Origin of the sequence: Actinomadura sp. NPDC048955 (assembly GCF_040649435.1) — a bacterium.
Taxonomy (GTDB): domain Bacteria; phylum Actinomycetota; class Actinomycetes; order Streptosporangiales; family Streptosporangiaceae; genus Spirillospora; species Spirillospora luteofluorescens.
The window spans coordinates 1-26,809 of sequence record NZ_JBEZJI010000043.1 but is presented as its reverse complement, the minus strand read 5'-3'; the positions used below and the strand labels follow the sequence as shown (position 1 = coordinate 26,809).

The 26,809-nt window shown below is 72.7% G+C and carries 24 protein-coding genes; 12 read left to right on the top strand and 12 right to left on the bottom strand.

Going from position 1 to position 26,809, the window contains the following annotated elements:
• Positions 1-41: 41 nt before the first annotated feature.
• Positions 42-1,187, bottom strand: coding sequence for an acyl-CoA dehydrogenase family protein (locus AB0C84_RS31665; RefSeq protein WP_361073705.1), 1,146 nt, complete (start codon positions 1,185-1,187; stop codon positions 42-44).
• A 97-nt stretch (positions 1,188-1,284) separates the two neighbouring features.
• Complete coding sequence (locus AB0C84_RS31660) at positions 1,285-2,232, bottom strand: LLM class flavin-dependent oxidoreductase (RefSeq protein ID WP_361073703.1); 948 nt, start codon at positions 2,230-2,232, stop codon at positions 1,285-1,287.
• A 126-nt stretch (positions 2,233-2,358) separates the two neighbouring features.
• On the opposite strand from AB0C84_RS31660, the gene AB0C84_RS31655 reads away from it, so the two are divergent.
• From AB0C84_RS31655 to AB0C84_RS31625, 7 genes are all read left to right on the top strand, one after another.
• On the top strand, positions 2,359-3,192 hold the full coding sequence (locus AB0C84_RS31655; protein WP_258940928.1) for an ABC transporter ATP-binding protein: 834 nt from the start codon (positions 2,359-2,361) through the stop codon (positions 3,190-3,192).
• A complete protein-coding gene (locus tag AB0C84_RS31650; protein WP_361073701.1) occupies positions 3,189-4,061 on the top strand; it encodes an ABC transporter permease in 873 nt (290 codons plus the stop codon). Before AB0C84_RS31655 ends, AB0C84_RS31650 begins: the two co-directional genes overlap by 4 nt.
• Before the next feature lie 108 nt (positions 4,062-4,169).
• Positions 4,170-5,405 carry an acyl-CoA dehydrogenase family protein gene (locus AB0C84_RS31645; protein WP_361073699.1) on the top strand — a complete coding sequence of 412 codons (1,236 nt, stop codon included), beginning with the start codon at positions 4,170-4,172 and terminating at the stop codon, positions 5,403-5,405.
• Between the two features lie 3 nt (positions 5,406-5,408).
• Entirely contained in the window at positions 5,409-6,596 is a 1,188-nt protein-coding gene (locus tag AB0C84_RS31640) for a thiolase family protein (RefSeq protein ID WP_339153423.1), read from the top strand.
• Positions 6,597-6,632: 36 nt separating this feature from the next.
• Positions 6,633-7,412, top strand: coding sequence for an SDR family NAD(P)-dependent oxidoreductase (locus AB0C84_RS31635; protein WP_258940924.1), 780 nt, complete (start codon positions 6,633-6,635; stop codon positions 7,410-7,412).
• Positions 7,413-7,525: 113 nt separating this feature from the next.
• The gene (locus tag AB0C84_RS31630; RefSeq protein ID WP_361073696.1) at positions 7,526-8,767 is read left to right on the top strand and encodes an acyl-CoA dehydrogenase family protein; all 1,242 of its coding nucleotides are present in this window, start codon (positions 7,526-7,528) and stop codon (positions 8,765-8,767) included.
• Between the two features lies 1 nt (position 8,768).
• A complete protein-coding gene (locus tag AB0C84_RS31625; RefSeq protein WP_361073694.1) occupies positions 8,769-9,935 on the top strand; it encodes an acyl-CoA dehydrogenase family protein in 1,167 nt (388 codons plus the stop codon).
• 95 nt (positions 9,936-10,030) lie between these two features.
• Here the strand turns inward: AB0C84_RS31625 and AB0C84_RS31620 are convergent, their stop codons facing one another.
• The 5 genes from AB0C84_RS31620 to AB0C84_RS31600 all read right to left on the bottom strand — a co-directional run bounded on the left by AB0C84_RS31620 (position 10,031) and on the right by AB0C84_RS31600 (position 15,872).
• The gene (locus AB0C84_RS31620) at positions 10,031-10,780 is read right to left on the bottom strand and encodes an IclR family transcriptional regulator (RefSeq protein WP_361073692.1); all 750 of its coding nucleotides are present in this window, start codon (positions 10,778-10,780) and stop codon (positions 10,031-10,033) included.
• 76 nt (positions 10,781-10,856) lie between these two features.
• Positions 10,857-11,882, bottom strand: a complete 1,026-nt coding sequence (locus AB0C84_RS31615; RefSeq protein ID WP_361073690.1) for an acyl-CoA dehydrogenase — start codon at positions 11,880-11,882, stop codon at positions 10,857-10,859.
• Positions 11,879-13,108 (bottom strand): acyl-CoA dehydrogenase family protein, encoded by a 1,230-nt coding sequence (locus AB0C84_RS31610; RefSeq protein WP_361073688.1) that lies wholly within the window; start codon positions 13,106-13,108, stop codon positions 11,879-11,881. Before AB0C84_RS31610 ends, AB0C84_RS31615 begins: the two co-directional genes overlap by 4 nt.
• Positions 13,105-15,069, bottom strand: a complete 1,965-nt coding sequence (locus tag AB0C84_RS31605; RefSeq protein ID WP_361073686.1) for an acetate--CoA ligase family protein — start codon at positions 15,067-15,069, stop codon at positions 13,105-13,107. Before AB0C84_RS31605 ends, AB0C84_RS31610 begins: the two co-directional genes overlap by 4 nt.
• The gene (locus tag AB0C84_RS31600; RefSeq protein ID WP_258940917.1) at positions 15,066-15,872 is read right to left on the bottom strand and encodes an enoyl-CoA hydratase/isomerase family protein; all 807 of its coding nucleotides are present in this window, start codon (positions 15,870-15,872) and stop codon (positions 15,066-15,068) included. Before AB0C84_RS31600 ends, AB0C84_RS31605 begins: the two co-directional genes overlap by 4 nt.
• 140 nt (positions 15,873-16,012) lie before the next feature.
• Between AB0C84_RS31600 and AB0C84_RS31595 the strand changes: the two genes are divergently transcribed.
• On the top strand, positions 16,013-16,897 hold the full coding sequence (locus AB0C84_RS31595) for a LysR family transcriptional regulator (protein ID WP_361073684.1): 885 nt from the start codon (positions 16,013-16,015) through the stop codon (positions 16,895-16,897).
• Here AB0C84_RS31595 and AB0C84_RS31590 read toward each other — a convergent pair.
• The gene (locus tag AB0C84_RS31590; RefSeq protein WP_361073682.1) at positions 16,832-17,716 is read right to left on the bottom strand and encodes a LysR family transcriptional regulator; all 885 of its coding nucleotides are present in this window, start codon (positions 17,714-17,716) and stop codon (positions 16,832-16,834) included. The two genes, AB0C84_RS31595 and AB0C84_RS31590, sit on opposite strands and share 66 nt — an antisense overlap.
• A gap of 22 nt (positions 17,717-17,738) precedes the next feature.
• Positions 17,739-18,491, bottom strand: coding sequence for a crotonase/enoyl-CoA hydratase family protein (locus AB0C84_RS31585; RefSeq protein ID WP_361073787.1), 753 nt, complete (start codon positions 18,489-18,491; stop codon positions 17,739-17,741).
• A gap of 200 nt (positions 18,492-18,691) precedes the next feature.
• Here AB0C84_RS31585 and AB0C84_RS31580 point away from each other — a divergent pair, with 200 nt between their 5' ends.
• Positions 18,692-19,789, top strand: a complete 1,098-nt coding sequence (locus AB0C84_RS31580) for a hypothetical protein (RefSeq protein WP_361073680.1) — start codon at positions 18,692-18,694, stop codon at positions 19,787-19,789.
• Between the two features lie 198 nt (positions 19,790-19,987).
• Positions 19,988-21,184: an LLM class F420-dependent oxidoreductase gene (locus AB0C84_RS31575; RefSeq protein WP_361073678.1), complete on the top strand. Its 1,197-nt coding sequence runs from the start codon at positions 19,988-19,990 to the stop codon at positions 21,182-21,184.
• On the opposite strand, the gene AB0C84_RS31570 is transcribed toward AB0C84_RS31575, so the two are convergent.
• Positions 21,132-21,707 (bottom strand): TetR/AcrR family transcriptional regulator, encoded by a 576-nt coding sequence (locus AB0C84_RS31570; protein WP_258940912.1) that lies wholly within the window; start codon positions 21,705-21,707, stop codon positions 21,132-21,134. The genes AB0C84_RS31575 and AB0C84_RS31570 overlap by 53 nt on opposite strands.
• Before the next feature lie 88 nt (positions 21,708-21,795).
• On the opposite strand from AB0C84_RS31570, the gene AB0C84_RS31565 reads away from it, so the two are divergent.
• Positions 21,796-23,235 (top strand): MFS transporter, encoded by a 1,440-nt coding sequence (locus AB0C84_RS31565; RefSeq protein WP_361073675.1) that lies wholly within the window; start codon positions 21,796-21,798, stop codon positions 23,233-23,235.
• A gap of 114 nt (positions 23,236-23,349) precedes the next feature.
• On the opposite strand, the gene AB0C84_RS31560 is transcribed toward AB0C84_RS31565, so the two are convergent.
• A complete protein-coding gene (locus AB0C84_RS31560) occupies positions 23,350-24,369 on the bottom strand; it encodes a hypothetical protein (RefSeq protein ID WP_361073674.1) in 1,020 nt (339 codons plus the stop codon).
• Entirely contained in the window at positions 24,369-25,802 is a 1,434-nt protein-coding gene (locus tag AB0C84_RS31555) for a hypothetical protein (RefSeq protein ID WP_361073672.1), read from the bottom strand. Before AB0C84_RS31555 ends, AB0C84_RS31560 begins: the two co-directional genes overlap by 1 nt.
• Before the next feature lie 764 nt (positions 25,803-26,566).
• Between AB0C84_RS31555 and AB0C84_RS31550 the strand changes: the two genes are divergently transcribed.
• A partial coding sequence (locus AB0C84_RS31550; protein ID WP_361073670.1) for a GntR family transcriptional regulator occupies positions 26,567-26,809 on the top strand: 243 nt, incomplete at its 3' end.

Sequence of the window (26,809 nt, the reverse complement as noted above, 5' to 3'; positions counted from 1 at the left end):
GAAGTGGCGGAGCTGCTGCAGCTCGATGACGGCCTCCGCTCCTACAGTCCCAGCGACTTGGCGATGATGACGCGCTGGACCTCGTTGGTGCCACCGTAGATACGGGAGACGCGCGCGTCGGTGTACATGCGGGCGATCTCGTACTCCCGCATGAACCCGTACCCGCCGTGGAGTTGCAGGCACCGGTCGATCACCCGGTTCTGCGTCTCGGTGCAGTAGACCTTGACCGTGGACGCCTCGGCGGCGGTGAGCTCGCCGGCGTCGTGGGCGCGCATGGCCCGGTCGAGCAGGGCGCGCCCGGCGGTCACCTCCACGTGGCAGGACGCGAGCTCGAACTTCGTGTTCTGGAAGGACGACAGGGGCCGGCCGAGCGCCGTGCGGTCCCTGACGTAGGAGACCGTGATCCGCAGTGCCTTCTCGGCCGAGACCTGGGAGCCGAGGGCGATGCCGAGCCGCTCCTGCACGAGGTTGTGCGCGAGGTAGCGGAAGGCCTGGCCCTCCTCGCCGAGGAGGTGGTCCGCGGGGACGGCGACGTCGTCGAAGAACAGCTCGGCCGTGTCGGTGGCCCTGAGCCCGGTCTTTTCCAGGTTCCGTCCCCGGCCGAAGCCCTCGCCGTCGGCGTCGACGACGAGCAGGGACAGGCCCACCCGCCGGTCGGCGTGCTCGCTGGTGCGCGCCACGACGACCACCAGGTCGGCGTTGATGCCGCCGGTGATGAACGTCTTGCCGCCGGACAGCGTCCAGTGGCCGCCTTCGAGCCGCGCCGTCGTGCGGATGCCGGCCAGGTCGGAGCCGGTGCCCGGCTCGGTCATCGCGATGGCGCCCATCCGCCGTCCCGCCGCCATGTCGGGCAGCCAGCGCCGCTTCTGCTCCTCGGTCCCCTGCCGCAGGATGTAGGGGATGACGAGGTTCATGTGCGTCGCCGCGCCGCCGAGCGAGACGCCCGCGCGGCTGCACTCCTCCGACCACACCGACGAGTAGAGGAAACCGTCCTCGCCTTTGCCGCCGTACTCCGCCGGGACGCGGAGGCCGAGCATGCCGAGGTCCCCGAGCTTCCGGTAGAGCTCGTGCGGGACGCACCCGGCCGCCTCCCAGTCCGGGAAGTGGGGGACGACCTCCTTCGCGAGGAGGGCCCGCACCGATCGCCGGAACGCCTCGTGCTCCGCGTGGTAGATCGACGTCTGCATCGCATGACTCCTTGACCGCTCGGGGACGGTCGTCATTCAAGGGTGGTGCGGTGCTCGCCGACCAAGACGTGCCGCCGAACCCGGGGTCCTCCCGTGCCTATGCGAGCATCGCGCCGATCCGGTCGATCTGGGGTAGGGCGTCCTCGAAGAGCAGTGACAGGTAGATGCCGTCGACGTGCGCCGAGAGCTCCTCCAGCCGGGCCCGGCACGCGTCCGCGCGTCCCACCACGGCGAAGCGGCCGAGCAGGTAGTCCTCGATGTCGGGCCGGTCCGCGAACATCGCCGCGTTGGAGGTCGCGCCGGAGCGGCCGTGCGAGCCGTAGTCGTAGGCCGCGTAGCGCTCGGCCAGCACGCCGGCGTACTCCGCGGGCACGTTCTTGCCCTCGAAGGTCGACGCGAAGGCGAAGTGCGAGGCGCTCACCGCACGTGGGACGAGGCGCCGCCGCAGTTCGCGCACCTCGTCGTCGTCCCGCCCGACGGCGATCCGCATCGAGGCCCAGATCTCCGGCGGGGCGGCGGCCGCGTCGCGGGCCTCCCGCGCGCGCTCGCGGATCGTGCCGAGCGCGACGGGATCCCCGCCGACCCCGGCGATGACGCCGTCGGCGACGCGCCCGGCGCTGCGCGCGGTCGCGGGGCCGCTCGCGGCGACGAGCAGGAAGGGGTCGACGCCGGCGGCCCGCGCGGACCCGGCCACCGAGCGTCCGAAGTCTTCGAGGCCGGCCAGGGACGCGGGCCGCAGGCCGAAGGTGTGCACGGCCGAGTCCCCACGGCCGAACCCGAGGCGGAACCGGCCGGGGTGCGCGGCGGCCAGGGTCCGCACGGCGCTGGCGTGCACCGACCAGTGGCGGGTCACGGGATTGGTCACGCTGGTGCTCACGACCAGGGAGGACGTCGCGCCGAGCGCGTCGGTGCAGGCGGAGTACAGCTCCCCGTAGTTGGGGGAGTCGCCGATCCCGATGCCCCACAGGCCGGCCGCCTCGCATCGGGCGGCCACCTGCCGGGTCAGACCGGGGGAAAGCGGGAGCCAGTTGGCGCACAGGCGCATGGTCGTTCCTCTCCGTCGGGTCGACGACCCTTGACACAGCCTCGGATCACACAGATGATTCATACCAGGGTAATCAGATTTCGTTCAATAAAATTCATCTGACGTGACGATGCTGGGAGGGGCCCCATGACCGAGGCCGTGCGCTCCGAGTCGCCCCCGGCGGGCGACGTCGCGCCGAACGCCGACAAGATCCGCATCGAGGGGTTGTCCTACCGCTACCGTCGTCGCGGCCGGGAGGACGTCGTCGCCCTCGACGACGTCGACCTGACCGTCGGCCGCGGCGAGTTCCTCTCGGTCGCCGGGCCGTCGGGGTGCGGGAAGTCGACGCTGCTGCGGGTGCTCGCGGGGCTGCAGAAGCCCACCGGCGGAGTCGTCCGGATCCACCGCGAGCACCAGGACCGGCCGCTGTGCGCCCCGGTGTTCCAGGAGTACTCGATCTTTCCGTGGCGCTCGGTCGAGGCGAACGTGCGCCTGGGGCTCGACGCCGCCGGCGTGGACCGCGCCGAGGCGCGCCGCCGCTCCCACGAGTGGATCGAGCGGGTCGGCCTGGCCGGGTTCGAGAAGGCGCTTCCGGGCAACCTGTCCGGCGGCATGAAGCAGCGCGTCGCCCTGGCCCGCGCGTTCGTCGTCGAGCCCGAGATCCTGCTGATGGACGAGCCCTTCGCCGCGCTCGACGCGCAGCTGCGCAAGGTGCTCCAGGAGGAGCTCCTCGCCATCGTCCGCGAGCACCACTACACGGTCTTCTTCGTCACCCACAACCTCGACGAGGCGATCCTCCTCTCCGACCGGATCGCCCTGATGTCGGCCCGTCCGGGACGTGTCCGCCGCGTCGTCGACGTCCCGTTCGCGCGGCCGCGGTCGGCGGAACTGAGGAAGGACCCGCGGTTCGTCCGGCTGGAGGAGGACCTCTGGGCCGACCTGAAGGGCGACGTCGAGGCGATCGAGGGGGCCGTCAAGTGACCGTGCAGATGGACCGGGGCGTCTCTCGGAACGAGGACGGCTGGGTCGAGCGCCGGCCCGATCCCAAGCAGCGGTCGGCGGCCGACCAGGCGAGGCGTGACGGCGTCCTGCGCCTCCTGCTCGGCCTCGTGCTCCCGGTCGGCGTCCTCGTCGCCTGGGAGATCTCGGCCAGGTCGGGCTGGATCGACGCCCGCTTCTTCAGCCAGCCGAGCGCGGTGGCCGCGAAGGCGGGGGAGGACCTGCGGAGCGGGCTGCTCTGGTCCGAGCTGAGGATCACCATCGTCCGGCTGGTGACCGGCTACGTCATCGGATCGCTGGCCGGCATCCTCATCGGCCTGCTGATGAGCCAGGTGAAGGTCCTGCGCTGGATGCTGGAGCCGCTGATCCGCGCGCTCTACGTCATCCCGAAGCTGGCGCTGCTGCCGCTGTTCCTGCTGCTGTTCGGGCTCGGCGAGGTGCCGAAGCTGGTCTTCATCTCCCTCGGCACGTTCTACATCGTCGCCTTCACCACGCTGTCGGCCGCGATGATGATCCCCACCGCGTTCCACGAGGTCTCGCGGTCCTACGGCCTGTCGCCAGGCCAGCGGTTCCGCTGGATGATCGTCCCGGCGATCACGCCGCAGATCGTCTCCAGCCTCAGGCTCGCCTCGGGCATCTCCATGCTGCTCGTCGTCGCCGTCGAGTTCGTCAACGCCCACGAGGGCCTCGGCTACTACACCTGGCACGCCTGGCAGGTCTTCGTCCCCGACCGGATGTACGTCGGCGTCGTGACCATCTCGATCGTCGGCGTGCTGTTCAGCGGGCTGGTCGGGCTGCTCGGCTCCCGCCTGTCGCGCTGGGCGGACAGCGAGTACGCCCAGAGCCGCTGACCCGGCCGCCACCGCACACATCCCATCCATCGCGCAGGACCCGCCCGCGTTCGACGACGAGCGCCGGGACGGTCCCGCGCACCCGCAGACGGGGAAGCAGCACAGCGCATGACCACGACATCCGACCAGCGGCCGGCCGATCCGGGCCCCGCCGCCCAGCAGACCGACCTGTCCGAACTGCGCGAGATCGCCCGCCAGGTCGCGGAGAAGCGGTACGCCCCCCACGCCGAGCGGTGGGACCGCGACCGGACCGTCATCACCCATGACGAGCGGCGCTACCTGGGGTCCCTCGGCTGGCTGGGCATCGCCCTCCCCGAGGAGTACGGGGGCGCCGGAGGAACGTTCGCCGAGGCGCTGACCGTGGTGGAGGAGCTCGCCAAGGTATGGCCGCCGGCGGCCTTCCAGGTCTTCGAGGCCAACGTCGGACCGGCGCAGCACCTGGTGCGGCTCGGCACCGAGGAGCAGAAGCGGCGCCTCCTGCCCGGCGTGATCAGCGGCGACAACGCGATGGCCATCGGCATCTCCGAGCCGGACGCCGGATCGGCCGCCACCGACATGGTCACCCGCGCGGAGATCAGGGGCGACACCGTCGTGGTGCGCGGCCTGAAGCGCTGGATCTCCAACGGCGGGGACGCGGACCGCTACCTCGTCTACTGCCGGATGAGTGACCTCCCGGGCGCCAGGGGCATCGGGGCCGTGATCGTCGAGGCCGACCGCGCGGGCGTCTCGTTCGGGGCCCGCGAGCGGCTGATGGGCTTCCGGGGCCTGCCGTCCGCGGACGTGATCCTCGACGACGTGGAGGTCCCGGTCGAGAACATCGTCGCCCGGCCCCCCGACGGCTTCCGCGCCCTGTTCTCGATGTTCTCCATCGAACGGCTGGGCAACACCACGATGAGCCTCGCGCTGGGGCAGGCAGCCCTGGACAAGACCATCGCCTACGTCCAGGAACGCGAGCAGTTCGGCCGGCCCATCGCGGAGTTCCAGGCGGTCCAGGTCACCCTCGCGGACATGCTCCTGGAGGTCGAGTCGGTGCGCATGCTCCGCGACCGCGCCGTGGCCGGGCTCGACGCCGGCACGCCGAGCACCCTGCACGTCTCGCTCGCCAAGTGCGCCGCCAACGAGATGGCCAAGCGCGTCACCGACATGGCGATGATGCTGCACGGCGCGAACGGCTACACCGAGGAGTACGGCCTGGAGCGCATGCACCGGGACGCGCACGGCTGGGCGCTCGCCGGAGGCACCCCCAACATCCAGCGCACCCGCATCGCCGCCGAGCTGCTCGGCCGATCCTTCGACCAGCGCCCGGTGCGGCGCGGGGCCGCCGCCGGCGGACGGGAGGCCTGAGCCATGGCCGAGCTTCGTGACGTCGTCATCGTCGACGGGTGCCGCACCCCCATGGGCAAGGGCAAGCCGGGGGGCGCCCTGAGCGGCCTCCACCCCGTCGAGCTTCTCGCCCAGACCCTCACCCACCTCGTCTCGCGGACGTCCATCGACCCGGGCACCGTCGGCGACGTCATCGTGGGGTGCGTCAGCCAGGCCGGTGAGCAGTCCGCGACACCCGGCCGGATGGCGTGGCTCTCGGCGGGCTTCCCCGTCCACGTCCCGTCCACGACGGTCGAGCGCAAGTGCGGGTCGGGGCAGCAGGCGATCGAGTTCGCCGCGCAGGGCATCGCGACGGGCCTGCACGACGTCGTCATCGCCGCGGGGGTCGAGTCGATGAGCCGCGTCCCGATGGGCGTCGCCCGCATCGAGCAGGACCCGTGGGGGCCCGGCGTCGCCGGGCGCTTCCGCCTGGTCCCGCAGGGCGTCGCCGCCGAGCGGGTCGCCGAGACCTGGGGCATCACCCGCGAGGAGCAGGACCGGTTCTCCGCCGAATCCCACCGGCGGGCGCAGGCCACCGCCGAGTCCGGCGGCTTCGACGGCGAGATCGTCCCGATCGCCCTTCCGGACGGCGGCGAGGTGACCGCCGACGAGACCATCCGCCCGTCCACCACGGTCGAGCGGCTCGCCGGGCTCAAGGCCGTCTTCGAGTCCGAGGACCACGCCGACCTCCTTCCGGGCCGCACCTGGTCGGTCACCGCCGGGAACAGCTCCCAGCTCACCGACGGGGCGGCGGCCGTGCTGCTGATGAGCGCGGAGAAGGCCGAGCGGCTCGGCCTCACCCCGCGCGCGCGGATCACCGGCTCGTCCGTCGTCGGCGACGACCCCGAGATGATGCTGACCGGCCCCATCCCGGCGACCCGGCGGATCCTGGAGCGCACCGGCCTCGGGCTCGACGACTTCGACGCCTTCGAGGTCAACGAGGCCTTCGCGTCCGTCCCGCTCGCCTGGGCCGGGGAGTTCGGCGTCGACCGCGCCCGGCTGAACCCGCGCGGCGGCGCGATCGCGCTCGGCCACCCGCTCGGCGCGAGCGGATGCCGCCTCTTCGTCACCCTCCTCAACCACCTGGAGCAGACCGGCGGCCTGCGCGGTCTCCAGACCATGTGCGAGGCCGGCGGCCTCGCGAACGCCACCGTCCTCGAACGGATCTCCTGACGGCGCACGCCACCGACGACACGAAGGGCACAACGAATGGACATCCGGGGCAAGGCGGCACTCGTCACCGGGGCGGCGTCCGGCCTGGGCCGGGCGACCGCGCGGGAGCTGGCCGCCGCCGGAGCGCACGTCGTCCTCCTCGACCTGGAGAGCAGTGACGGCGAGCGCGTGGCCGCGGAACTCGGCGCGGGCGCCGCGGGCCGGGTGCGGTTCGCCGCGGCCGACGTGACCGACTCCGACCAAGTCGCCGCGGCCGTCGAGGCCGCGACCGGGCTCGGTGAGCTGCGCGCGCTCGTGCACTGCGCCGGCCGGGGCGGGCCCGTCCGGGTGGTCGAGAAGGACGGCACGCCGGGCTCCATGGAGCGGTTCCAGAGCGTCGTCCAGACCAACCTGATCGGGACGTTCAACGTGCTGCGCCACGCGGCCGCCGCGATGGTCGCCCTCGACGACCTGCCCGGCGGTGAGCGCGGTGCGTGCGTCCTCACCGCCTCGGTCGCGGCGTGGGAGGGGCAGATCGGCCAGCTGCCGTACGCCGCGTCCAAGGCCGGTGTGGTCGGCATGACGCTCGTCGCCGCCCGCGACCTGGCCCGCGCGCACGTCCGCGTCAACACGATCGCGCCGGGCCTGTTCGACACCCCGATCCTCTCCCGCGTGCCGGGGCAGGTCCGGGACCGCCTGGCCGCCTCGATCCCGCACCCGGCGCGCCTGGGCGACCCCGCGGAGTTCGCGTCCCTGGCCGCCCACATCCTCACCAACCCCATGCTCAACGGCGAAACGATCCGGCTCGACGGCGCCATCCGGATGGCCCCGCGATGACCTCGGCCGAGCCCTCGCTCCCTCCCTCCGAAAGGCAGCCCTCCATGAGCGTCGACACCACGACTCCCGCAGGCGGACCCCCGGCGGGGGACGGCCCTGCAGAGCAGGAGCCGATGTTCGATTCCGCCCGCGACGTCTGGGACCCGGCCCTGCTCGACCCGGAGCCGGCCTATGACGGCATGTGGGCGGAGCTCACGCCGCGCCAGCGCGAGATCCGGGAACGGGCCCGCGAGGTGGCCGTCCGCGAGCTGCGCCCGATGGCCGCCCACTGGGACGAGACCGAGGAGTTCCCGCGCAAGACGTTCGGGGCCGTCCTCGAAACCGGGCTCGTCGGGCTCACGATCCCGAAGCAGTACGGCGGCCAGGGTGAGAGCCTGCTCGAAGGGTGCATCGTGGTGGAGGAGCTGGCGCGCGCCTGCCTGAGCACCGCGATGTCCGTCCAGCCGTTCCTGAACGGCCCGTGGCGCGCGATCCACGTGCTCGGCACCGAGGAGATGAAGGACCGGCTGCTCCCCGGGGTCGCCGTCGGCACGAACCACTTCGCGATCGCCATGAGCGAGCCGGCCGCCGGCAGCGCCGGCACCGACCTGCGGGCCACCCTGACCCCGGACGGCGACGGCTTCCGCCTGACCGGCACCAAGTGCTGGATCACCGGCGGCCACGTGGCCGACACCATCATCGTGTTCGCCCGGCTGGCCGGAACCGCCGGCCCCTACGGCATCGGCGCCGTGGTGCTCACCGGGCGGCCGGGCGGCATGGGCGAGTTCCACATCGACCCGAAGATGGGGATCCGGGGCGTCGCCGAGTGCCTGGTGCACTTCGACAACGTGCGGATCGAGCCGGAGGACGTCCTGATCCTGCCCGAGGAGCACTCCAAGAGGGGCACCGGCATCCTCGTCAACCAGTTCAACCCCGAGCGGTGCGGCAACGCCGCCATGTGCACGGGCCTCGGCCAGGCCGCCCTGGACGCGAGCGTCGGCCACCTCAACGCCCGCCGCCAGTTCGGCCGCCCGCTCGCGGAGTTCCAGGGCCTCCAGTGGAAGATCGCCGACATGGCCCTGGACGTGCACGTGTCGCGCATGCTGCTGTGGCGGGCCGCCCGCAGCGGGGACGGCGGATTCCCCGACCAGACGGCGACCCTCATGGCCAAGCTGCACAGCAGCGAGATGGTGCAGCGGGTCACCAACACGGCCATCGGCGTCCACGGCGCGCGCGGCTACTCGCGCCGCTGGCCCGTGGAGCGCTACTTCCGCGACGGGCGCGGCCTCACCATGGGCGGGGGGACGCCCGAAGTGATGCGCAACGTGCTCGGCGCCCAGGTGCTCGGCGTCAGCGGCAGCCAGCGGAGGAAGTGACGTGGCTCTGCGACCCCAGCTGGACCGGACGGTCTACGGCGACGAGCACCGGGACTTCGCCGACATGGTCGGGGCCTTCCTGCGCGACGACGTGGCACCCCGCGTCGCCGAGTTCGAGGCCGCGGGGATGGTGCACCGGGACGTCTACCGGGCCGCCGGGAGGCTCGGCCTGGTCGGCCTGCAGATCCCGGAGGAGTACGGCGGCGGAGGGCAGGACGGCTTCCTCTTCAACTGCGTCGTGACCGAGCAGGTCGCCTACGAGCGCGTGACCCTCGGCTCCCTGCGCGTGCACACCGACGTCGTCACCCCCTACGTCCTGTCCCTCGCGACCGGCGAGCAGAAACGCCGCTGGCTCCCGGGGATGGCGAGCGGCGAGCTGATGACGTCGATCGCCATGACCGAGCCGGGAACGGGCTCCGACCTGGCCGGCATGCGCGCGACGCTGCGCCGGGACGGCGCCGACTGGATCCTCAACGGGGCCAAGACCTTCATCACCGGCGGCGCGCAGGCGGACCTGATCCTCGTGGTCGCCCGCTCCTCGTCCGGGGACGACCGCCGCGCCGGGCTGACGATCGTCGCGGTCGAGGCGGACATGCCGGGCTTCAGCCGCGGCGCCAAGCTCGACAAGCTCGGCCTCAAGGCGCAGGACACGACCGAGCTGTTCTTCGACGATGTGCGCGTACCCGCGGCCAACGTGCTCGGTGAGGAGGGCGAGGCGTTCCGCTACCTGTCCTCCCACCTGGCCCAGGAGCGGCTGTCCATCGCGGTCAACTCGCAGGCCCAGGCCGTCGCGGCGCTGGACCTGACCTGCGACTACGTGCGCGAGCGGGAGGTGTTCGGGCAGCCGCTCGGCGCGTTCCAGAACACCAGGTTCGCCCTCGCCGAGCAGGCGGCGCAGATCGCGGCCGGCCAGGCGCTGGTCGACCAGGCCATGGCCCGGCACGAGCGGCGCGAGCTCGCGCCGCCGGCGGCGGCCCAGGTCAAGCTGTTCTGCACCGAGCTGCACGGCCGTGTGGCCGACGCCTGCCTGCAGTTGCACGGCGGCTACGGCTACGTCTGGGAGCAGGACATCTGCCGGATGTACGCCGACGCGCGGGTCGCCCGCATCTACGGCGGCACCAGCGAGGTCATGAAGAGCATCATCGCCCGGACGCTCCAGCTGACCTGACCCGGTGAGGGAGCCCGCGTGAAAGAGCCCCTGCCGCACCATCCTCGGAGGGTGTGGCAGGGGCTTCGCTCGTTGCCCGTTCGCGGGTCGCCCGGTCAGACTTCCCGGACGACGGCCGGACGGCCGAGGCGGGTGCTCATGGCCTCCGCCTCCTGCAGCACGCCGGCGACGACCCGGTCGCGGATCTCCTCGGCGCGCGCGGTCGGGATGGACACGCCGAGGGCGCCCACGACGTCTCCGGTGGCGTCGAAGACGGGCGCGGCGCACCCCCACAGATCGGGCCAGCGCACCCCGGGGCCCGCCGCGTAGCCGCGCAGCCGGATCTCGGCCAGCATGTCCGCGACCTGCGCGGGGTCGCGGGAGTCGCCGTTCTCTGCCTGCTCGGCGAGGGCCCGCTCGACGGACGCCTCGTCGAGCTGTGCGAGCACGGCCTGGCCGGTGGTGACCGCGAGGAGCCGGTACCGCTGACCGAGCCGCACGTGCGCCCGGACCGGCTTGATCGGCTCGGAGTGGGCCGCGTAGGTCACCGCGCCCTGCTCGTAGACGGCGTAGACCGCCGTCTCGTCCAGCTCGGCGGTCAGCCGGTCGGTGTGCTCGCGGGAGATGGCCGACAGGCCGACCGAGGTGTTGACCGCGCAGCCGAGCCGCCAGACCAGCATCGTCCCGCGCCAGGTCCGGTCGGCCTGCTGCACGACGTAGCCTTCGTCCGCCATCAGGCGCAGGATCCGCAGCAGCGTCGGCGGCGCCAGCTCGGTGCGCTCGCTGAGCGCCTTGAGCGTCTCCGGACCGTGGTCGCAGACCGTCTCGAGCACCCGCAGCGTCCGTGCGATCGAACCCTCGGCCACCGCTCGGCCTCCTGAATCGACGGGACGGTTCCACCGGAGCCTACCGCAGTTTTGCTGAGTCGAATTCAATTGCAGGTCAGGCGGTGAGTGCGGCCGCGACCCGTGCGCGGTGGTGGGCGGCCGTGCCCAGCAGCAGGGCGCCGACGGTGCAGCGCTTGAAGTAGTGGTGCAGGTCGTGCTCCCACGTGAAGCCGATGCCACCGTGCAACTGCAGGGCGCCGCCGGCGACCTCCTCGGCCGCCTCCGTCGTCCAGGCCATCGCGGTCGCGGCCACGAGGGCGCGGTCGCCTGCGCCGGACTCGAGCGCATCGGCCAGTTCGAGCACCATCGAACGGATGGACTCGACCTGGATCAGCATGCTCGCGCACCGGTGCTTGACGGCCTGCCGGGCGGCGATCGGCATGCCGAACTGGACCCGCCGGCCGGCGTACTCGACGGTGGTGTCGAGCAGCCAGGCCGCCAGTCCCAGCAGCGTCGCGCAGTGCAGGGCGAGCGCGAGCAGCCGCGCCTCCCCGACAACGGAGGCCAGGGATTCGCCACCGGCCGGCAGGAGGGTGGCGGGGGCGCCGTCGCAGACCACCCGGACGAGCGGCTGGGTCGCGTCGAGGTTCTCCAGCGGCTCGATGGTGGTGTCGCTCGTCCGCACCAGTGCGAGCCGGGGGCCGTCCGCCGCTTCCACGGCCGCCACGACGACGTCGGCGATGTCCCCGTCCGGCACGAACGGAAGGGTGCCGTGGACCAGCCCGTCGCGGTAGCCGAGCGCGGGCGCGGACCAGGTGCCGTCCTCGGCCAGCAGCCCGTACGTCGACAGGCCGGTGACCTCGCCGCCGGCCGGGCCGATGAGGGCGCCCGCGACCGAAGCGCTCAGGAACGGCAGGGGAGCGGCCGCCCGGCCCAGCGCCTCGGCGACCAGGCACGCGGTGACGACGTCACCCGCCTCGGCCGGTTCGAGCAGCCCGTTGGCCGTCAGCTCGGCCCAGAGCCCCGCGTCGAACGTCCTGGGCCCTGGCGCGTGCCGCATCGGCCCCAGCGGGTCGCGCTTGCGGAGCAGGGCGCCGACGCTCTCGGCGAAGTCCGTCTGCTCGGTGGACACCGGCTTCATGCGTTCCCTCCCTGGGAGGACGTGAACTCGCGCCAGGAGACGGTCTTGCTGGGGTCCGCTCCGCGCGGCATGCCGAGGGCGCGCTCGGCGATCTGGTCGCGGAGCACCTCGGAGGCGCCGCCGGCGATGGTCTTCGGTTGCACGCGCAGGAAGGCCCAGGCGTCGTACGCGCGGGCGCGGTCGCCGGGGGCGTGCGCGACCGCGCCGAGCCCGGCGCCGCCAAGGATCCCGCGCTGCAGGCGCTTGGTGTGCTCGGCCTGGAGCACCTTGTTGTACGGCGTCCCGTTCGCGACCGGAGGCAGCCCTTCCGCGCGATGCAGGGCGTTGCGCCGGTTGTTCAGCGCGATCGCCTGGGACTCCACGTACAGGCGCACGATCGCGTCGGCCTGGACGGGGTCGGCCCCCGGCAGGCGTTCGGCGATGAGCTCGTCGACGGTGCGGCCGACGACGGAGCCGGGGGTGGCGGCGCCCGCCCCCGAGCCGGCCACGCGCTCGAGCTGGAGCACCGCGCGCACGACCTCCCAGCCCTGGCCGGTCGCCCCGAGGCGGTACCGGTCGGGCACCACGACGTCGTCGAGGGTGACCTCGAAGAACTCCGCGTCGCCGGTCATCTGCAGGATCGGCCGGACCTGGACGCCGGGCGTCGAAAGGTCCACGAGGAAGCAGGTCAGGCCGGCGTGCTTGGGCACGTCGACGTCGGTGCGGGCGACCGCGAGCCCCCAGCGGGACCGGTCGGCGCGGCTGGTCCAGATCTTGCGGCCGGTGAGGTGCCAGCCGTCGCCGTCGCGACGGGCGCGGGTGCGGACGGAGGCCAGGTCGGAACCGGCCTCCGGCTCGCTGAAGAGCTGGCACCAGAGGACCTCGTTGCGGGCGATCGGAGGGAGCAGCTCGGCGGCGACGTCGTCGCCCGCGAACCTCATGATCGCGGGTCCGACCCAGCCGGTGCCGATGGCGCTCTCCACCGTGCCCACCCGCCAGCGGGCGAGGGTGCGGCGGACGTCGACCGCCTCGTCGGCGGGCAGCGCGCGCCCGCCCAGGTGGGCCGGCCATTCCGGGACGAGCCAGCCGTCCGCCGCGACCGTGCGGACGAGATCGGCGGTCGCGCCGGCGTCGAGGCCGGCGAGGTGGTCGGCCAGACCGTCGCGGTCGCCGGCGTCGACCAGCTCGGTCCAGCGCGCGGGCAGGACCCGCCGCAGCAGCTCCTCCAGCCGCAGCGCGGCGCTCATCGCACGACCCTGGCGTCGAGGGCGATGATCCGGCCGTCGACCACGCCGATCGGGTTGCACTCGACGAGCGCGGCACCGGTGCGGTCGGCGAGGTCGGCGAGGGCGAACGCCGCCGCGGCGAGCCCCGCCGCCAGCCCGTCGTACCGTCCCGGCACGCGGTCGAACAGCTCGGCCGCGAGCCGCCGGGCGAAGTGCTCGGCGCCGAGGGCCGCCGGCATGGCGACCGTCCGGTCCAGCAGCTCGACATGGGCGCCGCCGAGGCCGGCCGAGACGACCGATCCCCACTGGGGGTCGCGGCGGACGCCGGCGAACAGCTCCATCGACGCGCGGAGCTGGCGCGCCACGATGAGCGGGACACCGCTCGCGAGGAGAGAGGCGGCGACTTCGCGGGCGGTGGCCTCGGTGACGTCGAGCCGGACCCCGCCGGCCCGCGCCTTGTGGACGCCGGCCGCGACGTCGGACTTGAGGACGACCGGCCAGCCGAGGCGCTCGCCGTGGGCGAGCACCTCGCCGGCCGTGGTCGCGGTACCCCAGCCGGCGACCTCGACCCCGGCGTCGGAGACGAGCCGGAGGCTTCCGGACGCGGTCGGGTCGGAGTCGAGGGAGCCACGGCCCGTGGCGGTCGTCCGGAGCACGGCGACACCGCCCGACCTCGGCGGCGCGCAGGACGCGAGGACGCGGCACGCCGAGTCGAGGTCGGGCAGGACGACCTCGCCGGCCTCGATGCGCGGCCGGACGGTGGCCGGGTCCCGGTCGAGGGTGGCGACGACCGTGGGCGGCGCGGCGCCGGCGTGCGCGCCCGCGGCGGCGGCCTGGTTCTCACGGCCGATCACCACGACGAGGTCGACCTCGCCGCTCTCGCGCAGCGTCGCGCAGACCTTCTCGAGGGTGGTGTCGTCGCCGATCGTCTGCGCGGTCACGTCGACGGGGTTGCGCGGCGAGGCGATGTCCGGCAGGTGCGCCATCAAGCGCTCCTGCAGCCCCGCGCTGAGCACCGGGACCTCCAGGCCGGCGCCGCCGAGCAGATCGGCGGCCACGACGCCGGCGCCGCCGGAGCCCGTCACGATGCCGGCGCGGCGCCCGGCCGCGCGTCCCATCAGGGACAGGCCCAGCCCGGCGAGCACGAGTTCGCGGTCGGAGCGGACGAGCGCGGCGCCGTACGCCTCGAACAGCTCGCGCGTCACCGCGGTGTCCGTGCTCACCGCCGCGGTGTGGGAGGCGGCCGCGGTGGATCCGGCCTCGGAGAGGCCGCCGAGCAGGCACACGACCGGCACGCCGCGGGCCGCCGCGTCGGCCAGCAGTGCTTGGAGCGTTCCAGCGTCGCGGATGCCCTCCAGGTAGAGCAGCAGGACCCTGGGCTCGGCCGCGGCGAGCACGCCACGGGCCAGGGTGCAGGCGTCCAGCTGGATCTCGTTGCCGCTGCCGATGAAGCCGTCCAGGTGGAAGCCGTACCGGGCGGCGGCCGTGACGACGCGGGCGCCGAAGGCGCCGCTCTGGGAGACGAGGAAGGCGCCGCTCCCGCGCCGGCAGTCGACGAGGCTGTCGAACGCCTGGGCGAAGGTCAGCACCGCGCGGTCGGGCGCGTGGTAGAGCCCGACGGTGTTCGGGCCCAGGACGATGGTGCCCCGGGTGGTGGTCAGCGAGCCGCCGCCGGTCTCCTCGAAACCGGAGGCGAACACGACGGCGAACTTCGCGCGCCCGTCGATCCGGTCGAGGACTTCCTGCGCCGCCGCGGCGGGCACGCAGAGCAGCGCGACGTCCACATCGCGGTCGAGACCGTCCCGGGGGGCGGGCGTCAGCACCTCGCCGCCGAACCGAGCGTCGCGCAGGTGCCGCAGGGTGCGGGCGCCGAGGCCCGTCTCCTTCGACATCCCGCCGATGACGGCGACGGTGGCGGGAGACAGGAGGGGACGCAGGTCGGGGACCCCAAGGCCGGGCCTGCTCGTCACGTCCGCGCTCATCGCAGCTCGGCCGGGATGCGGGTGTGCTTGGTGGTGCCCCATTCGGGTGCGCGCTTCTCCTTGAAGGCCGCGATGCCGCGCAGGGTCTCGCCGCAGGTGCGGATCCAGGTCAGGACGCGGCGCTCGCGGTTGTACGCCGCGACCCGGTCGGTCGACTCCAGGAATTCGTACATGAGCCGCTTCGTCGCGGTCATCGACACCGGCGCGCAGCGCTCGGCCATGTCGGTCGCGAGGTCCACGGCGACCTGGAGCACGTCCCGCGGGGCGGCGATGTGGGTCGCCAGGCCGCGGCGCTCGAACTCGGCGCCGTCGATCGTCCGGCCGGTCAGCAGCAGGTCCATCGCGACGCCGAAGCCCGCCAGCCGGGGCAGGAGCCAGGTCGAGCCGCGGTCGGGCATGATGCCGACCCGGTTGAACGAGAACGCGAGCCGGGCCGAGTCGGCCACCACGCGGATGTCGGCCTGCATCGCCCAGGTGAGGCTCACGCCGATGGCGTCGCCGTTGATGGCCGCGATGATCGGCGTGCTCAGGTTCCACGGCGCCTTCTCCGGCTCGGTCAGGGTCTCGACACCGTGGGTCCTCTCGTCGCGCCAGTTCATGTCGAGGTCCGCGCCGACGCCGAAGTGCTCGCCGCGCCCGCTCACCACGACCACCGCCACCTCCGGGTCGGCGTCGAAGGCGACCAGCGCCTCCTGGAGCTGGAGGGCCATCAGCGGGGTGTAGGAGTTGCGGCGGTCCGGGCGGTCCAGGAAGACCAGGCCGACGCGGTCCTTCCGCTCGACGGTGACGTGACGTTCGGTCATGGGTTCTCCGGTGTTCTGCGAGCGTATGGCGCTGTAGGGGGTCCCGGCCTCTACTGTCGCGCCCGAGCGGGCATATGCGCAAAGACCTCTTTTTCGCAGGTCCCATCGATCCGCCCTATGTCTGGCTAGGGTGGACGGCCATGGACCTCCGGACGCTGCGCTACTTCGTCGCGGTCGTCGACGAGGGCGGCATCACCCAGGCGGCACGCGTCCTGTTCGTGAGCCAGCCGTCGCTCTCCCTGGCGATGCGCCGGCTCGAGGACGAACTCGGCGTCCGGCTCCTCGACCGGTCCGGGCGGCGCGCCCGTCCCACCGCCGACGGCGCGCGGCTGCTCGGCCTGGCGCGCCAGGTGATCGCCGAGGCCGACGGCGCCAGGGAACGGGTCCGGCAGGTGGCCGGCCTCGAGGTCGGCAGGCTGGTCGTCGCGACGTCGACGACGCTCGCGGTGCACCCGCTGACCCCGCTCGTCGCGGCGCTGCGCGGGCGGCGTCCCGGACTCGAGATCCACGTCCGGGACGCGGGCACCGCGGCCGGAACCTTCGACCTGGTGCGCTCGGGCGAGGCCGAACTGGGCGTGGCCGACGTCCTGCCCCCGGACGCGGGATGGGGCCGGTGCGACCTCGGCGCCGAGGAGATCGTGCTGGTCGCGAGCCCGGAGTTCGCCGCGGGGCTGCCGGAGCCGGTCGCGCGCGCACGGGTCGCGGGCCTCGACCTCGGGGTGGTCCCCTCGGACCTGGACTCCGCGAGCGCCACCGCGACGGCCGTCGCGTCGATGGCGGGGCGGGTCCGGGCCCGGTGCGCCCACCGGGCGATGCTGTGGGAGCTGGTCAGGGACGGCACGGTCGCGACGTTCGTCGGCCGGGACACGGCGGAGGCCGTCATGCCCTGGGCGTCGCTCCGCTCGCTCGACCCGCCGCTGTGGCGGGACGCCCACCTGGTCTGGCGCGAGCAGGCGCTGTCACCCGCCGGCGCCGCCCTCGTCGACCTCGCCCGCGGCCGCGACGAAACCCCGGGCGACCGGTGAGAGGCGGGCCGGGTCGAAGACCAGCCCGACCGACTGGGTGAACGGCGGGTCCAGCGGCCGCACGTGCGCGCCGGCGGCGGCCGCGTCCGCGGCGAGCCGCGGGCCGACGATCGTGGCGCCCACCCCGGCCAGCATCAGCGAGGTGCGGGCCTCGCGCTGGTCGGCGACCACGGCGGCCGACAGGGGAGTCCGGGCCGCGGCGCGCTCGAGGGACGAGTTGCGGCCCGCCGCGACGAGCACCGTCGGCACGGCGGACAGCTCCCGCATCGTCACCGCGCCCTCCGGGACGGCTTCGGAACCCGGCGGGAAGGCGACCCGCAGCCCCCACGAGCCGATCGGCAGCACCGTCAGAGTTCCGGCCACCGGCGGGGACACGGGCAGCCGGGTGCAGACGATCTCCGCGGTGCCGCCGGTCAGGACGTCGGCCACCGCGTCCTCCCGGTCGAGGTCGTGCACCCGGACCGCGCGTCCCGGCGCGGCGCGGAGCCACGCCGAGACGAGAGCGGAGAACGGGCCGCCGACCACGGGCGACAGGGCCGCGAGCTCCAGCCGGCCGCCCCGGCCGGCCGCGGCCAGGATCTCCCCGGCCTGCCCGCAGTCGCGCAGGATCCGGCGCGCCGGCCCGACCAGGGCGTGGCCCGCCGGCGTCGGCGACATCCCGCGCCCGGCGCGGTGGAAGAGCTGCGCCCCGAGTTCCTGCTCCAGGGCGCGGATCGCGGCCGACACCGTCGACTGCCGGACGCCGAGCCGCGCGGCGGCGGCCGTCGCGCTGCCGGTGTCGCGGACGCTCAGGAAGGCCCGCAGCTGGTGGAGCTCCACGCCGGCAGCCTAGCGCCGGGGCTCAGCCGCCGGTCCAGGCCGCGGGCCGCTTCTCGGCGAAGGCGCGGGCGCCCTCCTGCGCGTCGTGGGAGGCGAACACCTCGTCGACGTACGGCCGCTGGCGGGCGAACCGCTCCTCGCGCGGCCAGGCGCGGGACTCGACGATGATCCGCTTGCTCGCGGCGACCGCGAGCGGTCCGTTGGCGGCGATCGTCCGGGCGAGGGCGAGAGCGGCGTCCAGTGCTCCTCCCTCGTCCGTCAGCGTGCCGACCAGGCCGAGGGCGTGCAGCCGCTCGGCGTCCACCGGGTCGCCGGTCAGCGCCATCTGCATGGCGACGGTCTCGGGCAGCCGGTCCGGCAGGCGGTGCAGGCCCCCCGCCGCGGCGACCAGGCCGCGCTTCACCTCGGGGATGCCGAACCGCGCGGTCGACGCCGCGACGACCAGGTCGCAGGCGAGCACGAGCTCGAAGCCGCCGGCCAGCGCCCATCCCTCCACCGCGGCGATGAGCGGCTTGCGGGGCGGCGCCGCCGTCACTCCGCCGAAGCCGCGTCCCGGGATGCTCGGCCGCTCGCCGCGCAGGAAGCCCTTGAGGTCCATGCCCGCGCAGAAGCTGCCCCCGGCGCCGGTGATCACGGCGAGCCGCAGGGCCGGCTCGCCGTCGAGCCGGTCGAGGGCGTCCGCGATGAGCCGGGCCATGTTCAGGGTCATCGCGTTCTTGGCCTGCGGCCGGTTGAGGGTGATGACCAGCACGTTCTCGCGATCCTCGACGAGCACCTCGGGTGCTCCGCCCTCCTCGGCCGTCGCGGCAGAGGGCGCGGTTTCGTGGGCGTCGCTCACGGGGGTCTCCTCCGAAGTGAATGCGGCCGAATGTCGGCACGAGCCTTGACAGACCAGTGATCGCGGTCACAGGATTGCACACAGTGGAATAAAGTTCCACTGATGGAAATGATCGATGAGCAAGGAGATGGGCCACGATGCGTCGAGTTCCTGCGCGTTCGGTGACCACCGCCGCTGCCACAGTGCTGGCGCTGTCGAGCGCCCTGGCCGCCTGCGGCAACCCCCGGAGCGGCGACGGCGGGGCGGAGGAGAAGTCGGCGGCGCAGATCTGCCCGTCCGCCGGCACCAAGGGCACGATCAAGATCGGCATGAGCTCCCCGCTCGCCGTGTTCGCGCCGCTCCTGCTCGGCATCCAGACCAAGGCGTTCGCGCAGGCCGGCGTCGACGTCGAGATCGAGAAGATCCCGAGCGCCGAGTCGCTGCCGCTGGTCGCCCGCGGTCAGCTCGACGCGCAGATGACCTCGCTGAGCTCGTCCCACTTCAACACGCTGAACGACGGCGTCAACGTTCGTTGGATCGTTCCGATGGACAAGCAGCAGGAGATCCCGGCAGGTACCCCCGTGCCCGGCTACTGGTCCCGCAAGGACATCGTCGGCAGTGCCACCGCCCCCGACCTCTCCAAGCTCAAGGGCGCCGCGGTCAGCACCCCCACCGGCGGCACCGGCGTGAGCGGCCTGATCCTCGACAACGCCCTGCGCAAGGTGGGGCTGAGCGTCAAGGACGTCAAGCTCTCCCAGCCGCTGGTCGGCCCCGACGCGCTCAACGCACTCGCCAACGGTGCGGTCAAGGCCGCCTGGATCTCCGCTCCCCTCGAGGTCGAGGCCGCCAAGAACCCCGACCTCGTTCCGATCGCGGGCTACCCGCCGGGCGTGACCGGCACCGCCATCATGGCCGGCCGGACGCTCCTCGACCGGCCCGAGCTCGCCGTCAAGTTCACCCAGGTACTGAGCAAGGTCACCAAGAAGTACCTCGACGGCGACTACCGCAAGAACGCCGAGACGGTCGACCTGCTCGCCGCCGCCGAGGAGGTCGACAAGACCACGATCAAGAATTCGGCCCTCCTCGCCTTCGACCCGTCGTTCTCGATGAAGGGGACGGAGAAGTTCGCGGACGACCTGCAGACGTTCTCCCTCAAGCGCGGCGAGCTGGAGTACGACAAGCCGCTCGACTCCGCGGACCTCATCGACACCCGGTTCACCGAAGCCGCGGCGAGCTGCGACCCCGTCGTCGGATGAGCGAAGGCGTCCCAGGGCTCCTGCGCGGTGTCCGTGTCGTCGAGCTCGGCGGCATCGGCCCCGTCCCGCACGCCGGCATGCCGCTCGCGTCTCTCGGCGCGGACGTCACCGGGTCGAGCGGCCCGGTGAGCCGGACGCGCGGGCCTGGGACGCCACACGCCGGGGGAGGACGGCCATCCACCAGAAAGGTGATGGACGATGAAGTTCGGAATGCCGATCCCGTACGCCGCCGGGTTCAAGCAGGCGGTCGAAGGGCTCCGGGCGCTGGAGGACGCGGGCCTCGACGCCGTCACCGTCCCCGAGGCGTACACCTTCGACGCCGTCAGCCATCTCGGCTACATCGCCGCACGGACCAGCAGGGTCGAGCTCGCGAGCTCGATCCTCAACATCTACTCGCGCACGCCCGCGCTCCTCGCGATGACGGCCGCGGGCCTCGACCACGTCTCCGACGGCCGCTTCTCCCTCGGCATCGGGTCGAGCGGCCCCCAGGTCATCGAGGGTTTCCACGGCGTCCCGTTCCACGCCCCACTCGGCCGCACCCGGGAGATCGTGGCGATCTGCCGGCAGGTGTGGAGCCGGGAGAAGGTCGAACTGCACGGCCGCCACTACGACGTGCCGCTCACGCCCGAGCGCGGCGGCAGTGGCCTCGGCAAGTCGCTGAAACTCATCAATGCGCCGGTGCGACCGGCCATCCCGATGACCCTTGCGGCGCTGGGACCGAAGAACATCGCCCTGGCCGCGGAGCTGTTCGAGGCGTGGCAGCCGATCTTCTACCACCCCGAGTCCGCGGACGAGGTCTTCGGCGACGCGCTCGCGGAGGGCCGAGCCAAGCGCGACCCTCTCCTGCCCGACCTCCGGGTCATCGCGGACGCCAAGTTCTTCATCGGTGACGACGACCACGAGCTCGAATCGGCCCGTGCCAAGGTCCGCGCCGCCCTCGCCCTCTACATCGGCGGAATGGGCGCCCGCGGCAAGAACTTCTACCACCACCTGGTCACCCGTCTCGGCTTCGGTGCCGCCGCGGACGAGATCCAGGACCTCTACCTGGGCGGTTCCAAGGATGCGGCGGCCGCGGCCGTCCCCGCCGCGCTGGTCGACGGCATCTCGCTCGTCGGGAGACCAGACCACATAGAGAAGAGGGTGGCGGCCTACGTCGAAGCAGGCGTGGACCAGCTGAACCTGTCGCCCGTATCGACCGACAACGACGAGCGCGCCCGCCAGTTCGCACACCTGAAAAATCGCGGACGCCGTCACAGAGCAGGCATGACCCACCGGTCGCCCGGCCGGGAACCGTCGCGATCATCGCCGGAACCGTGGGCGTCAGCGTCGGCCCGAGTGCGGATCAGGGCCGTTCCAGCAAGCGGTCGACCAGCCCGGCGATGTAGTCCGGGGTGAGCGGGCCCGCGCCGAACAGGACGCGGATGTACATCGGGGCCATGATGTGGTCGAGCACGCCCAGCACGTCGGGTGGACGCTCGCCGCGTTCGCCGGCGCGGTCGAGCATGGCCTGGACGAACCGGGTGCGTTCGGCGAGAAAGTCGTCACGCGCCCGCAGACCGCGTTCGCCCCTGTTCGACAGGGCGACGGTCAGGCGCAGCACCGCCAGGCCGTCCGGTCCCGTGATCTCGCGCGCCACCTGGGCCGCGTAGGCGTGCAGGTCGCCGGACAGACTCCCGGTGTCGGGCATCGGCGACTGCGCGTTCAGGCGCGTGAGAACCACGTCGGTCAGCAGGGACTCAAGGGTGCCCCACCGGCGGTAGATGCTGGTGTCGGCCACGCCCGCACGGGCCGCGACGTCACCGACCGTGAATTCCCCGTAGCCGCGCTCGCCGACCAGGTCGGTGACGGCCTGATGCACCGCCGCTCGGACGCGGGCGCTGCGCCCGCCGGGCCGCCGGGCCGGCCGTCTCTCCTCCATGCCCGCACCTTAGCGCAGCTCGCAGTTGCGTTTACGGTTCCCACCGTCTAGGTTCCTAATGCAGTAGAGAACTGCATTAGGAGGATCGATGGCGAAGTCCGCACCGCGGATGGCCGCGCCCAACCGGGCGGCGTTGCTCACGGTGACCTGCCTGGGGCAGTTCATGGTGCTGCTCGACAACACGATCGTCGGTGCGGCGCTGCCCGACATGCAGGAGCGGCTGCACACGCAGTTGACGGGGCTGCAATGGATCGTCGACGCCTACGTGCTGCTGGTCGCCATGCTGCTGCTGTCCGGCGGCGTCTTCGCCGACCGCTTCGGCCGCAAGAGGATGTACCTCACGGGCGTCGTGGTGTTCACCGCCGCGTCCGTCCTGTGCTCCGCCGCGCCCTCGATCGGCTGGCTGATCGCCGGGCGGGTGCTGCAGGGCGTCGGGGCCGCGGCGCTGAGCCCCGCCTCGCTGACCCTGCTCACCGCCGCGTACCCGGTCCCGCAGGAGCGGGTGAGGGCGATCGGGCTGTGGGCCGGATTCAGCGGAATCGGTCTGGCCGCCGGACCACTGGCCGGCGGCGTTCTGGTGGAGGCCTTCGGCTGGCCCGCCATCTTCCTCGTCAACGTGCCCGTCGGCGCGGTCCTGCTGGTCGCCGGCCTGCGCACCCTGGACGAGTCCCGCAACCCGAGCGCGCCGGCGATCGACGTCCCGGGAACGGTCCTGTCCGTCCTGGGCGTGGGGGCGCTCACCTACGGGCTGATCGAGGGCGGCTCCCGTGGCTGGGCCTCGCCCGTGATCCTGAGCGGCTTCGCCGCCGCGGCCGTGATCCTCGCCGTCTTCGTGGTCGTCGAAGGACGGGTCGCGGCACCGATGCTGCCCTTGCGACTCTTCCGGCAACGGCTGTTCACGGTCTCCAACACGGCGATGATCGTGGTGGGTTTCGCGCTCATGGGCTCGTCGTTCTTCTTCTCCCAGTTCTTCGTCTACGTCCAGGGCAGCTCGATCCTGCGAGCCGGGGTGCAGACCCTGCCCGCCACCCTCGCGATGGTCGTCGTCAGCCCGTTCGCGGGCCGGTTCGCCGCCCGGTACGGCTTCCGGATCATGGTCACCCTCGGCCTGGCGCTGGCCGGGCTGGGACTGCTGGCCCTGGGCTTCGTGCAGGCCGACACCGGCTACACGAACGTGTGGTGGCGGCTGGCCGTCGTCGGCATCGGGTTCGCCCTGACCATGTCGCCGCTGACCGGCGCCGCCATCCAGTCGGTCAGCCCGCAGGAGGGCGGCCTGGCCTCGGGCGTCAGCAGCACCACCCGGCAGATCGGCGCGGTCCTCGGCGTGGCGGTGCTCGGAGCCGTCGTCCGCACCCGGGAGTCCGGTGGCGCCTCCTTCGAGGAGGGACTCAACAGCGCCTTCGTCGTGGCGGGCGTCGTCACCCTGGCCACAGCCGTGTTCACGGGCCTGTGGCTGACCAGGAGTACCGAATCGTCACGTCCGGCAAGCCCGGCCCCGCGCGTTCATGAGAACGCCACGAGTCACTGACCACGGCCAGAGATCCGGGGAACAGCGACCGCGAGGCCTTTGCCTGCACGGGTACTTCGAGGAGCACCGCCGCTCGAAGTACCCGTGCAGGGCCGCGCACAGTCCCAGGGGTTGTCACACCAGGACTGAGTTCGCTTGGGTCTCGCGCTGTGCGACATGTCCGGCCAGCTTGATCAGCAGCATGACCGAAGCCGCCAGGGTCAGCGCGCCGAGCAGCGCACTGAGCACTGAACCGAGCATCATGAACGCGGTGTGCGACACGAGGATCCCGCCGATGAGCCAGATCCGGTGCCGGTCGCTCCAGTTGGCGGCCGTGCGCCAGCGCAGCACCACCAGCCCGAACGGGACGGCGGTCATGGCCCCCACGACCAGGAGGAGAACCGGCGCCATCATGTCGCCGAGCAGCATCGTGGATCCGAGGCCGAGCGGGAGCACCGTCGTCAGGAACGCCATGGTCAGATACATGGACACGAACCCCACCACCCCCGGGCGCGGCGCGCGCCGATCGGCCCGGCCGAGTTCCTCGCGGTGCGGGAGGGCGACGCCCATCAGAGCGAGCACGGCGAGCCCGATGATGAGTGCGGTGAACACCACCATCGCGCTCCACGGCATCTGGTATCCGGGGTCGACGATCGCCGACACGATGGTGCGCAGCCCGACCACGCCCACGAACGCCAGGGCGCCGACGCCGACGAATCCGCCCCGGCCCAGGTACGGCCGGTTCCGGCGATGCGGGAAGAGCAGGTCGACGAGGGCGATGGGGACGAGGATGCTGAGGACCACGTGCACCCCGATCTGGGACTCCCAGTAGGTCCAGTTCAGGCCGAGGAAACGCAGGCCCCAGTCGGCGGCGCCGTACATCCGGGGGCTGGTCAGGGCCTGCAGGCCCAGCCCGTCCTCGGCGAGCTCGTAAGCCAGGCCCAGCAGCACGAGACTCGGCCAGCCGCCGCCGACCCGGACGACCGCCTCCCGGATGAGCAGGACCCCCGCCCCGTACATCACCAGCAGCAGTGGCAGAAGCAGCCAGGACTCCGGTACGGCGACCGCGGTGAAGGTCAGTTCCGCGCACGCCGTGGTCAGGAGGACGAGCGCCCACGGGGCGCTGATCCGGCGCCAGTTCAGTCGTCCGGTCATCAGGCCGCGCCCCCCGTCCCGGTGCGGGCCGTGTGCGCGAGCAGCAGCTCCTCAAGCTTCGCGGTCTGCGCCTCGGCCAGGGCCATGGCCTGCTGCTCGTACGCCGCCCGCAGCGCCGGGTCCTCCGGCATCGGCGGGGCCATGTCCGGCTGGAGCCGGGACGTGTTCAGCCAGTGGCCGATCTCGGCGTTGCCCGCCCAGCGCAGCTGCTCGAGGTTCCCGGAGATGGCGAAGCGGAGCCAGTCGGCGTCGGTGCGCGGATTCTGCGAGACCGGGCAGAGCGCGTTCTTCTCCGCGTCATCGCCGTACGCCGTCTCCACGTGCGCGATGAGCGCGGCGCTGAACACCGGCTGGCAGACGCGCACCGACTGCGTGGTGATCAGCCCGTCCTGGAAGATCGGAACGATGGGGCGCTGCTTGATGGCGTCGGCGGTGCAGTCCACATGCAGCGCGCGGGGGCCGGTCGGTACGGTGCCGCCGTCGAGTTCGATGTCGGTCCGGGTGATCTGCTTCACCCGGCCGAGGCGCACGACGTGCTCGATCCGGCGCAGCTGGTCGAGCTCGGCCCGCGAGACGGTCGCGCAGCGGAACGCCGTCGGCCGGTCGTCCGCGGAGATGCGCAGTACGGTGCCGGCGGCGTTGAGCCGTTCGAACAGGTCGGGGACGGACTCGGCGCCCATGACGGCCTCGTGCCGGGCCATGTGGTCACGCACGATCTCCTCGGGCCGGCGAAGCGGCATCGGCTGCACGGTCCTGCGGTCGATGAGCCACGGCGCGCGGGGCATGATCCAGGTCAGCTTCGCCGGGTCGACCCCCTGCTCGAGCAGCCAGAGGCAGGCGTCGATGCCGGTCTTGCCGGCGCCGACGATGACGTACCGGTCGTAGGGCGCGCGAACGCCGGGCAGGCGGTTGGGCGGCACCAGGTGAATGCCGTCGGCGACCGGGAACTCCGGCGGCTGCATCGCCGGCACGGTCACGCCCTGGTAGGTGGTGTCCACGACCTTCCGGCGCACGGTCACCTCGTACTCGTCGCCGGAGGTCGTGAGGTGGAAGCGGCCGGCGCCGTCGTACTCGGCCATGGGGAAGTACGACACCCGGCCGGACGGCAGGAACGTCTGCCGCATGATCTGGTCGTAGTAGCTGCAGATCTCGCTCGCTCCGGCCAGCTCGTACAGCCCGGCGTTCCAGCCGGCGCTGTCGACCGCTCCGTTGCCGAGCGGCCGCGAGTTCACCCCGTACATCACCGAGGGCTGGTGCAGCCGCACGTACGGGTAGGCGACCGTCCAGTGCCCGCCGGGCTGGTGGTAGCGATCGACCATCACCACGGTCGCGTCCGATTCGGTGAGAAGCGTGTCCACGAAGGCCATTGCCGTCGCGCCGGCTCCGACCACGAGGTAGTCGGTCTCGATCCTGGTCACCATCGCATGCTCCATTTCTGCTCCTTGGTCATTCAGGTGCGCGCTCATTCTTTGGGGGCCGGACGAAGCGCTGTTCCGGGCCGAACCCCAGGCCCGAAGTCTCCAGAGCCGCCGGATTCGCAGCGGGCCTGACGTCGCCGCCGTCATTCTCGATATCGCTGATCGAGCCGCCGAATACGCACTCGACGTCATCGCGCTTGCGGCGTTCAGAATCCGCGCGAGGCCGTCCGGCGGATCGCCCTCTCGGCGATGGGCCGCCGGAGTCTCAGGACCCTTCCGCGCTCAGCGCCGCGACCCGCTTGCCCGAGTGATCGACGAACGTCATGCCTTGCACACCGGTGTGCGGCTGCCGTCCATGAGGGTCGATGCCCGTCCGCTCGGCGACTCGCCGCGGGATGTCGACCGCGTACCGGCCTGCACGCAGGCCGGGTGCGCGTCCACGACGGTCGGCTAGAAACCGAACCTGTGTAACCAGCACGCCGGCGCGGGGCCGGTGATCCCGGCGCCTGAGACCAGGACGCGGCGGCTTCTCATGGGTTTCCCCCTGGACGTGTCGCCGCCTGCGCGAGGTGCTCCGGTCGAGGACGCGCCGGTTCGGAGCAGCCGTCCCGCAGACGGGTGTTCGTACGGCGTATCTTTCACTCAATACACCGTAACCACAGAAAAGCCCCTGCTCTACGCACAGCAGGGAAGAAGTGAACTAGTCCATCAGGAAAGTCAACTAGTTCAGTTGCACCGGAGATCGCGGTCGGGACAGAGTGGGCGACTGCCTGGGGGGGATGATCATGTCGGCGACACGGCGACCGGATCCGCCGTACCTTGTGATCGCGGCCGAGATCCGATCGCGCATCGAGTCCGGCGAGCTCAGGCCCGGCGACCGGGTGCCGTCGATCCGCCAGATCGCCCAGCGGTGGGGGGTGGGGGGGGGGGGGGGGGGGGGGGGGGGCGGCGGCCGGGGCGCGGGGGGCCGGCGGGGACCCCGCGGAGGGGCGGGCCCCGGGGTGGGCGGGGGAGGAAGAGCA

Excerpts from the sequence above, each read along its gene's own strand:
- AB0C84_RS31665 (WP_361073705.1), bottom strand. The coding sequence starts at position 1,187 with ATGCAGACGTCGATCTACCACGCGGAGCACGAGGCGTTCCGGCGATCG.
- AB0C84_RS31660 (WP_361073703.1), bottom strand. The coding sequence starts at position 2,232 with ATGCGCCTGTGCGCCAACTGGCTCCCGCTTTCCCCCGGTCTGACCCGG.
- AB0C84_RS31655 (WP_258940928.1), top strand. The coding sequence starts at position 2,359 with ATGACCGAGGCCGTGCGCTCCGAGTCGCCCCCGGCGGGCGACGTCGCG.
- AB0C84_RS31645 (WP_361073699.1), top strand. The coding sequence starts at position 4,170 with ATGACCACGACATCCGACCAGCGGCCGGCCGATCCGGGCCCCGCCGCC.
- AB0C84_RS31640 (WP_339153423.1), top strand. The coding sequence starts at position 5,409 with ATGGCCGAGCTTCGTGACGTCGTCATCGTCGACGGGTGCCGCACCCCC.
- AB0C84_RS31635 (WP_258940924.1), top strand. The coding sequence starts at position 6,633 with ATGGACATCCGGGGCAAGGCGGCACTCGTCACCGGGGCGGCGTCCGGC.
- AB0C84_RS31630 (WP_361073696.1), top strand. The coding sequence starts at position 7,526 with ATGTTCGATTCCGCCCGCGACGTCTGGGACCCGGCCCTGCTCGACCCG.
- AB0C84_RS31615 (WP_361073690.1), bottom strand. The coding sequence starts at position 11,882 with ATGAAGCCGGTGTCCACCGAGCAGACGGACTTCGCCGAGAGCGTCGGC.
- AB0C84_RS31610 (WP_361073688.1), bottom strand. The coding sequence starts at position 13,108 with ATGAGCGCCGCGCTGCGGCTGGAGGAGCTGCTGCGGCGGGTCCTGCCC.
- AB0C84_RS31605 (WP_361073686.1), bottom strand. The coding sequence starts at position 15,069 with ATGAGCGCGGACGTGACGAGCAGGCCCGGCCTTGGGGTCCCCGACCTG.
- AB0C84_RS31600 (WP_258940917.1), bottom strand. The coding sequence starts at position 15,872 with ATGACCGAACGTCACGTCACCGTCGAGCGGAAGGACCGCGTCGGCCTG.
- AB0C84_RS31595 (WP_361073684.1), top strand. The coding sequence starts at position 16,013 with ATGGACCTCCGGACGCTGCGCTACTTCGTCGCGGTCGTCGACGAGGGC.
- AB0C84_RS31580 (WP_361073680.1), top strand. The coding sequence starts at position 18,692 with ATGCGTCGAGTTCCTGCGCGTTCGGTGACCACCGCCGCTGCCACAGTG.
- AB0C84_RS31575 (WP_361073678.1), top strand. The coding sequence starts at position 19,988 with ATGAAGTTCGGAATGCCGATCCCGTACGCCGCCGGGTTCAAGCAGGCG.
- AB0C84_RS31570 (WP_258940912.1), bottom strand. The coding sequence starts at position 21,707 with ATGGAGGAGAGACGGCCGGCCCGGCGGCCCGGCGGGCGCAGCGCCCGC.
- AB0C84_RS31565 (WP_361073675.1), top strand. The coding sequence starts at position 21,796 with ATGGCGAAGTCCGCACCGCGGATGGCCGCGCCCAACCGGGCGGCGTTG.
- AB0C84_RS31560 (WP_361073674.1), bottom strand. The coding sequence starts at position 24,369 with ATGACCGGACGACTGAACTGGCGCCGGATCAGCGCCCCGTGGGCGCTC.
- AB0C84_RS31555 (WP_361073672.1), bottom strand. The coding sequence starts at position 25,802 with ATGGAGCATGCGATGGTGACCAGGATCGAGACCGACTACCTCGTGGTC.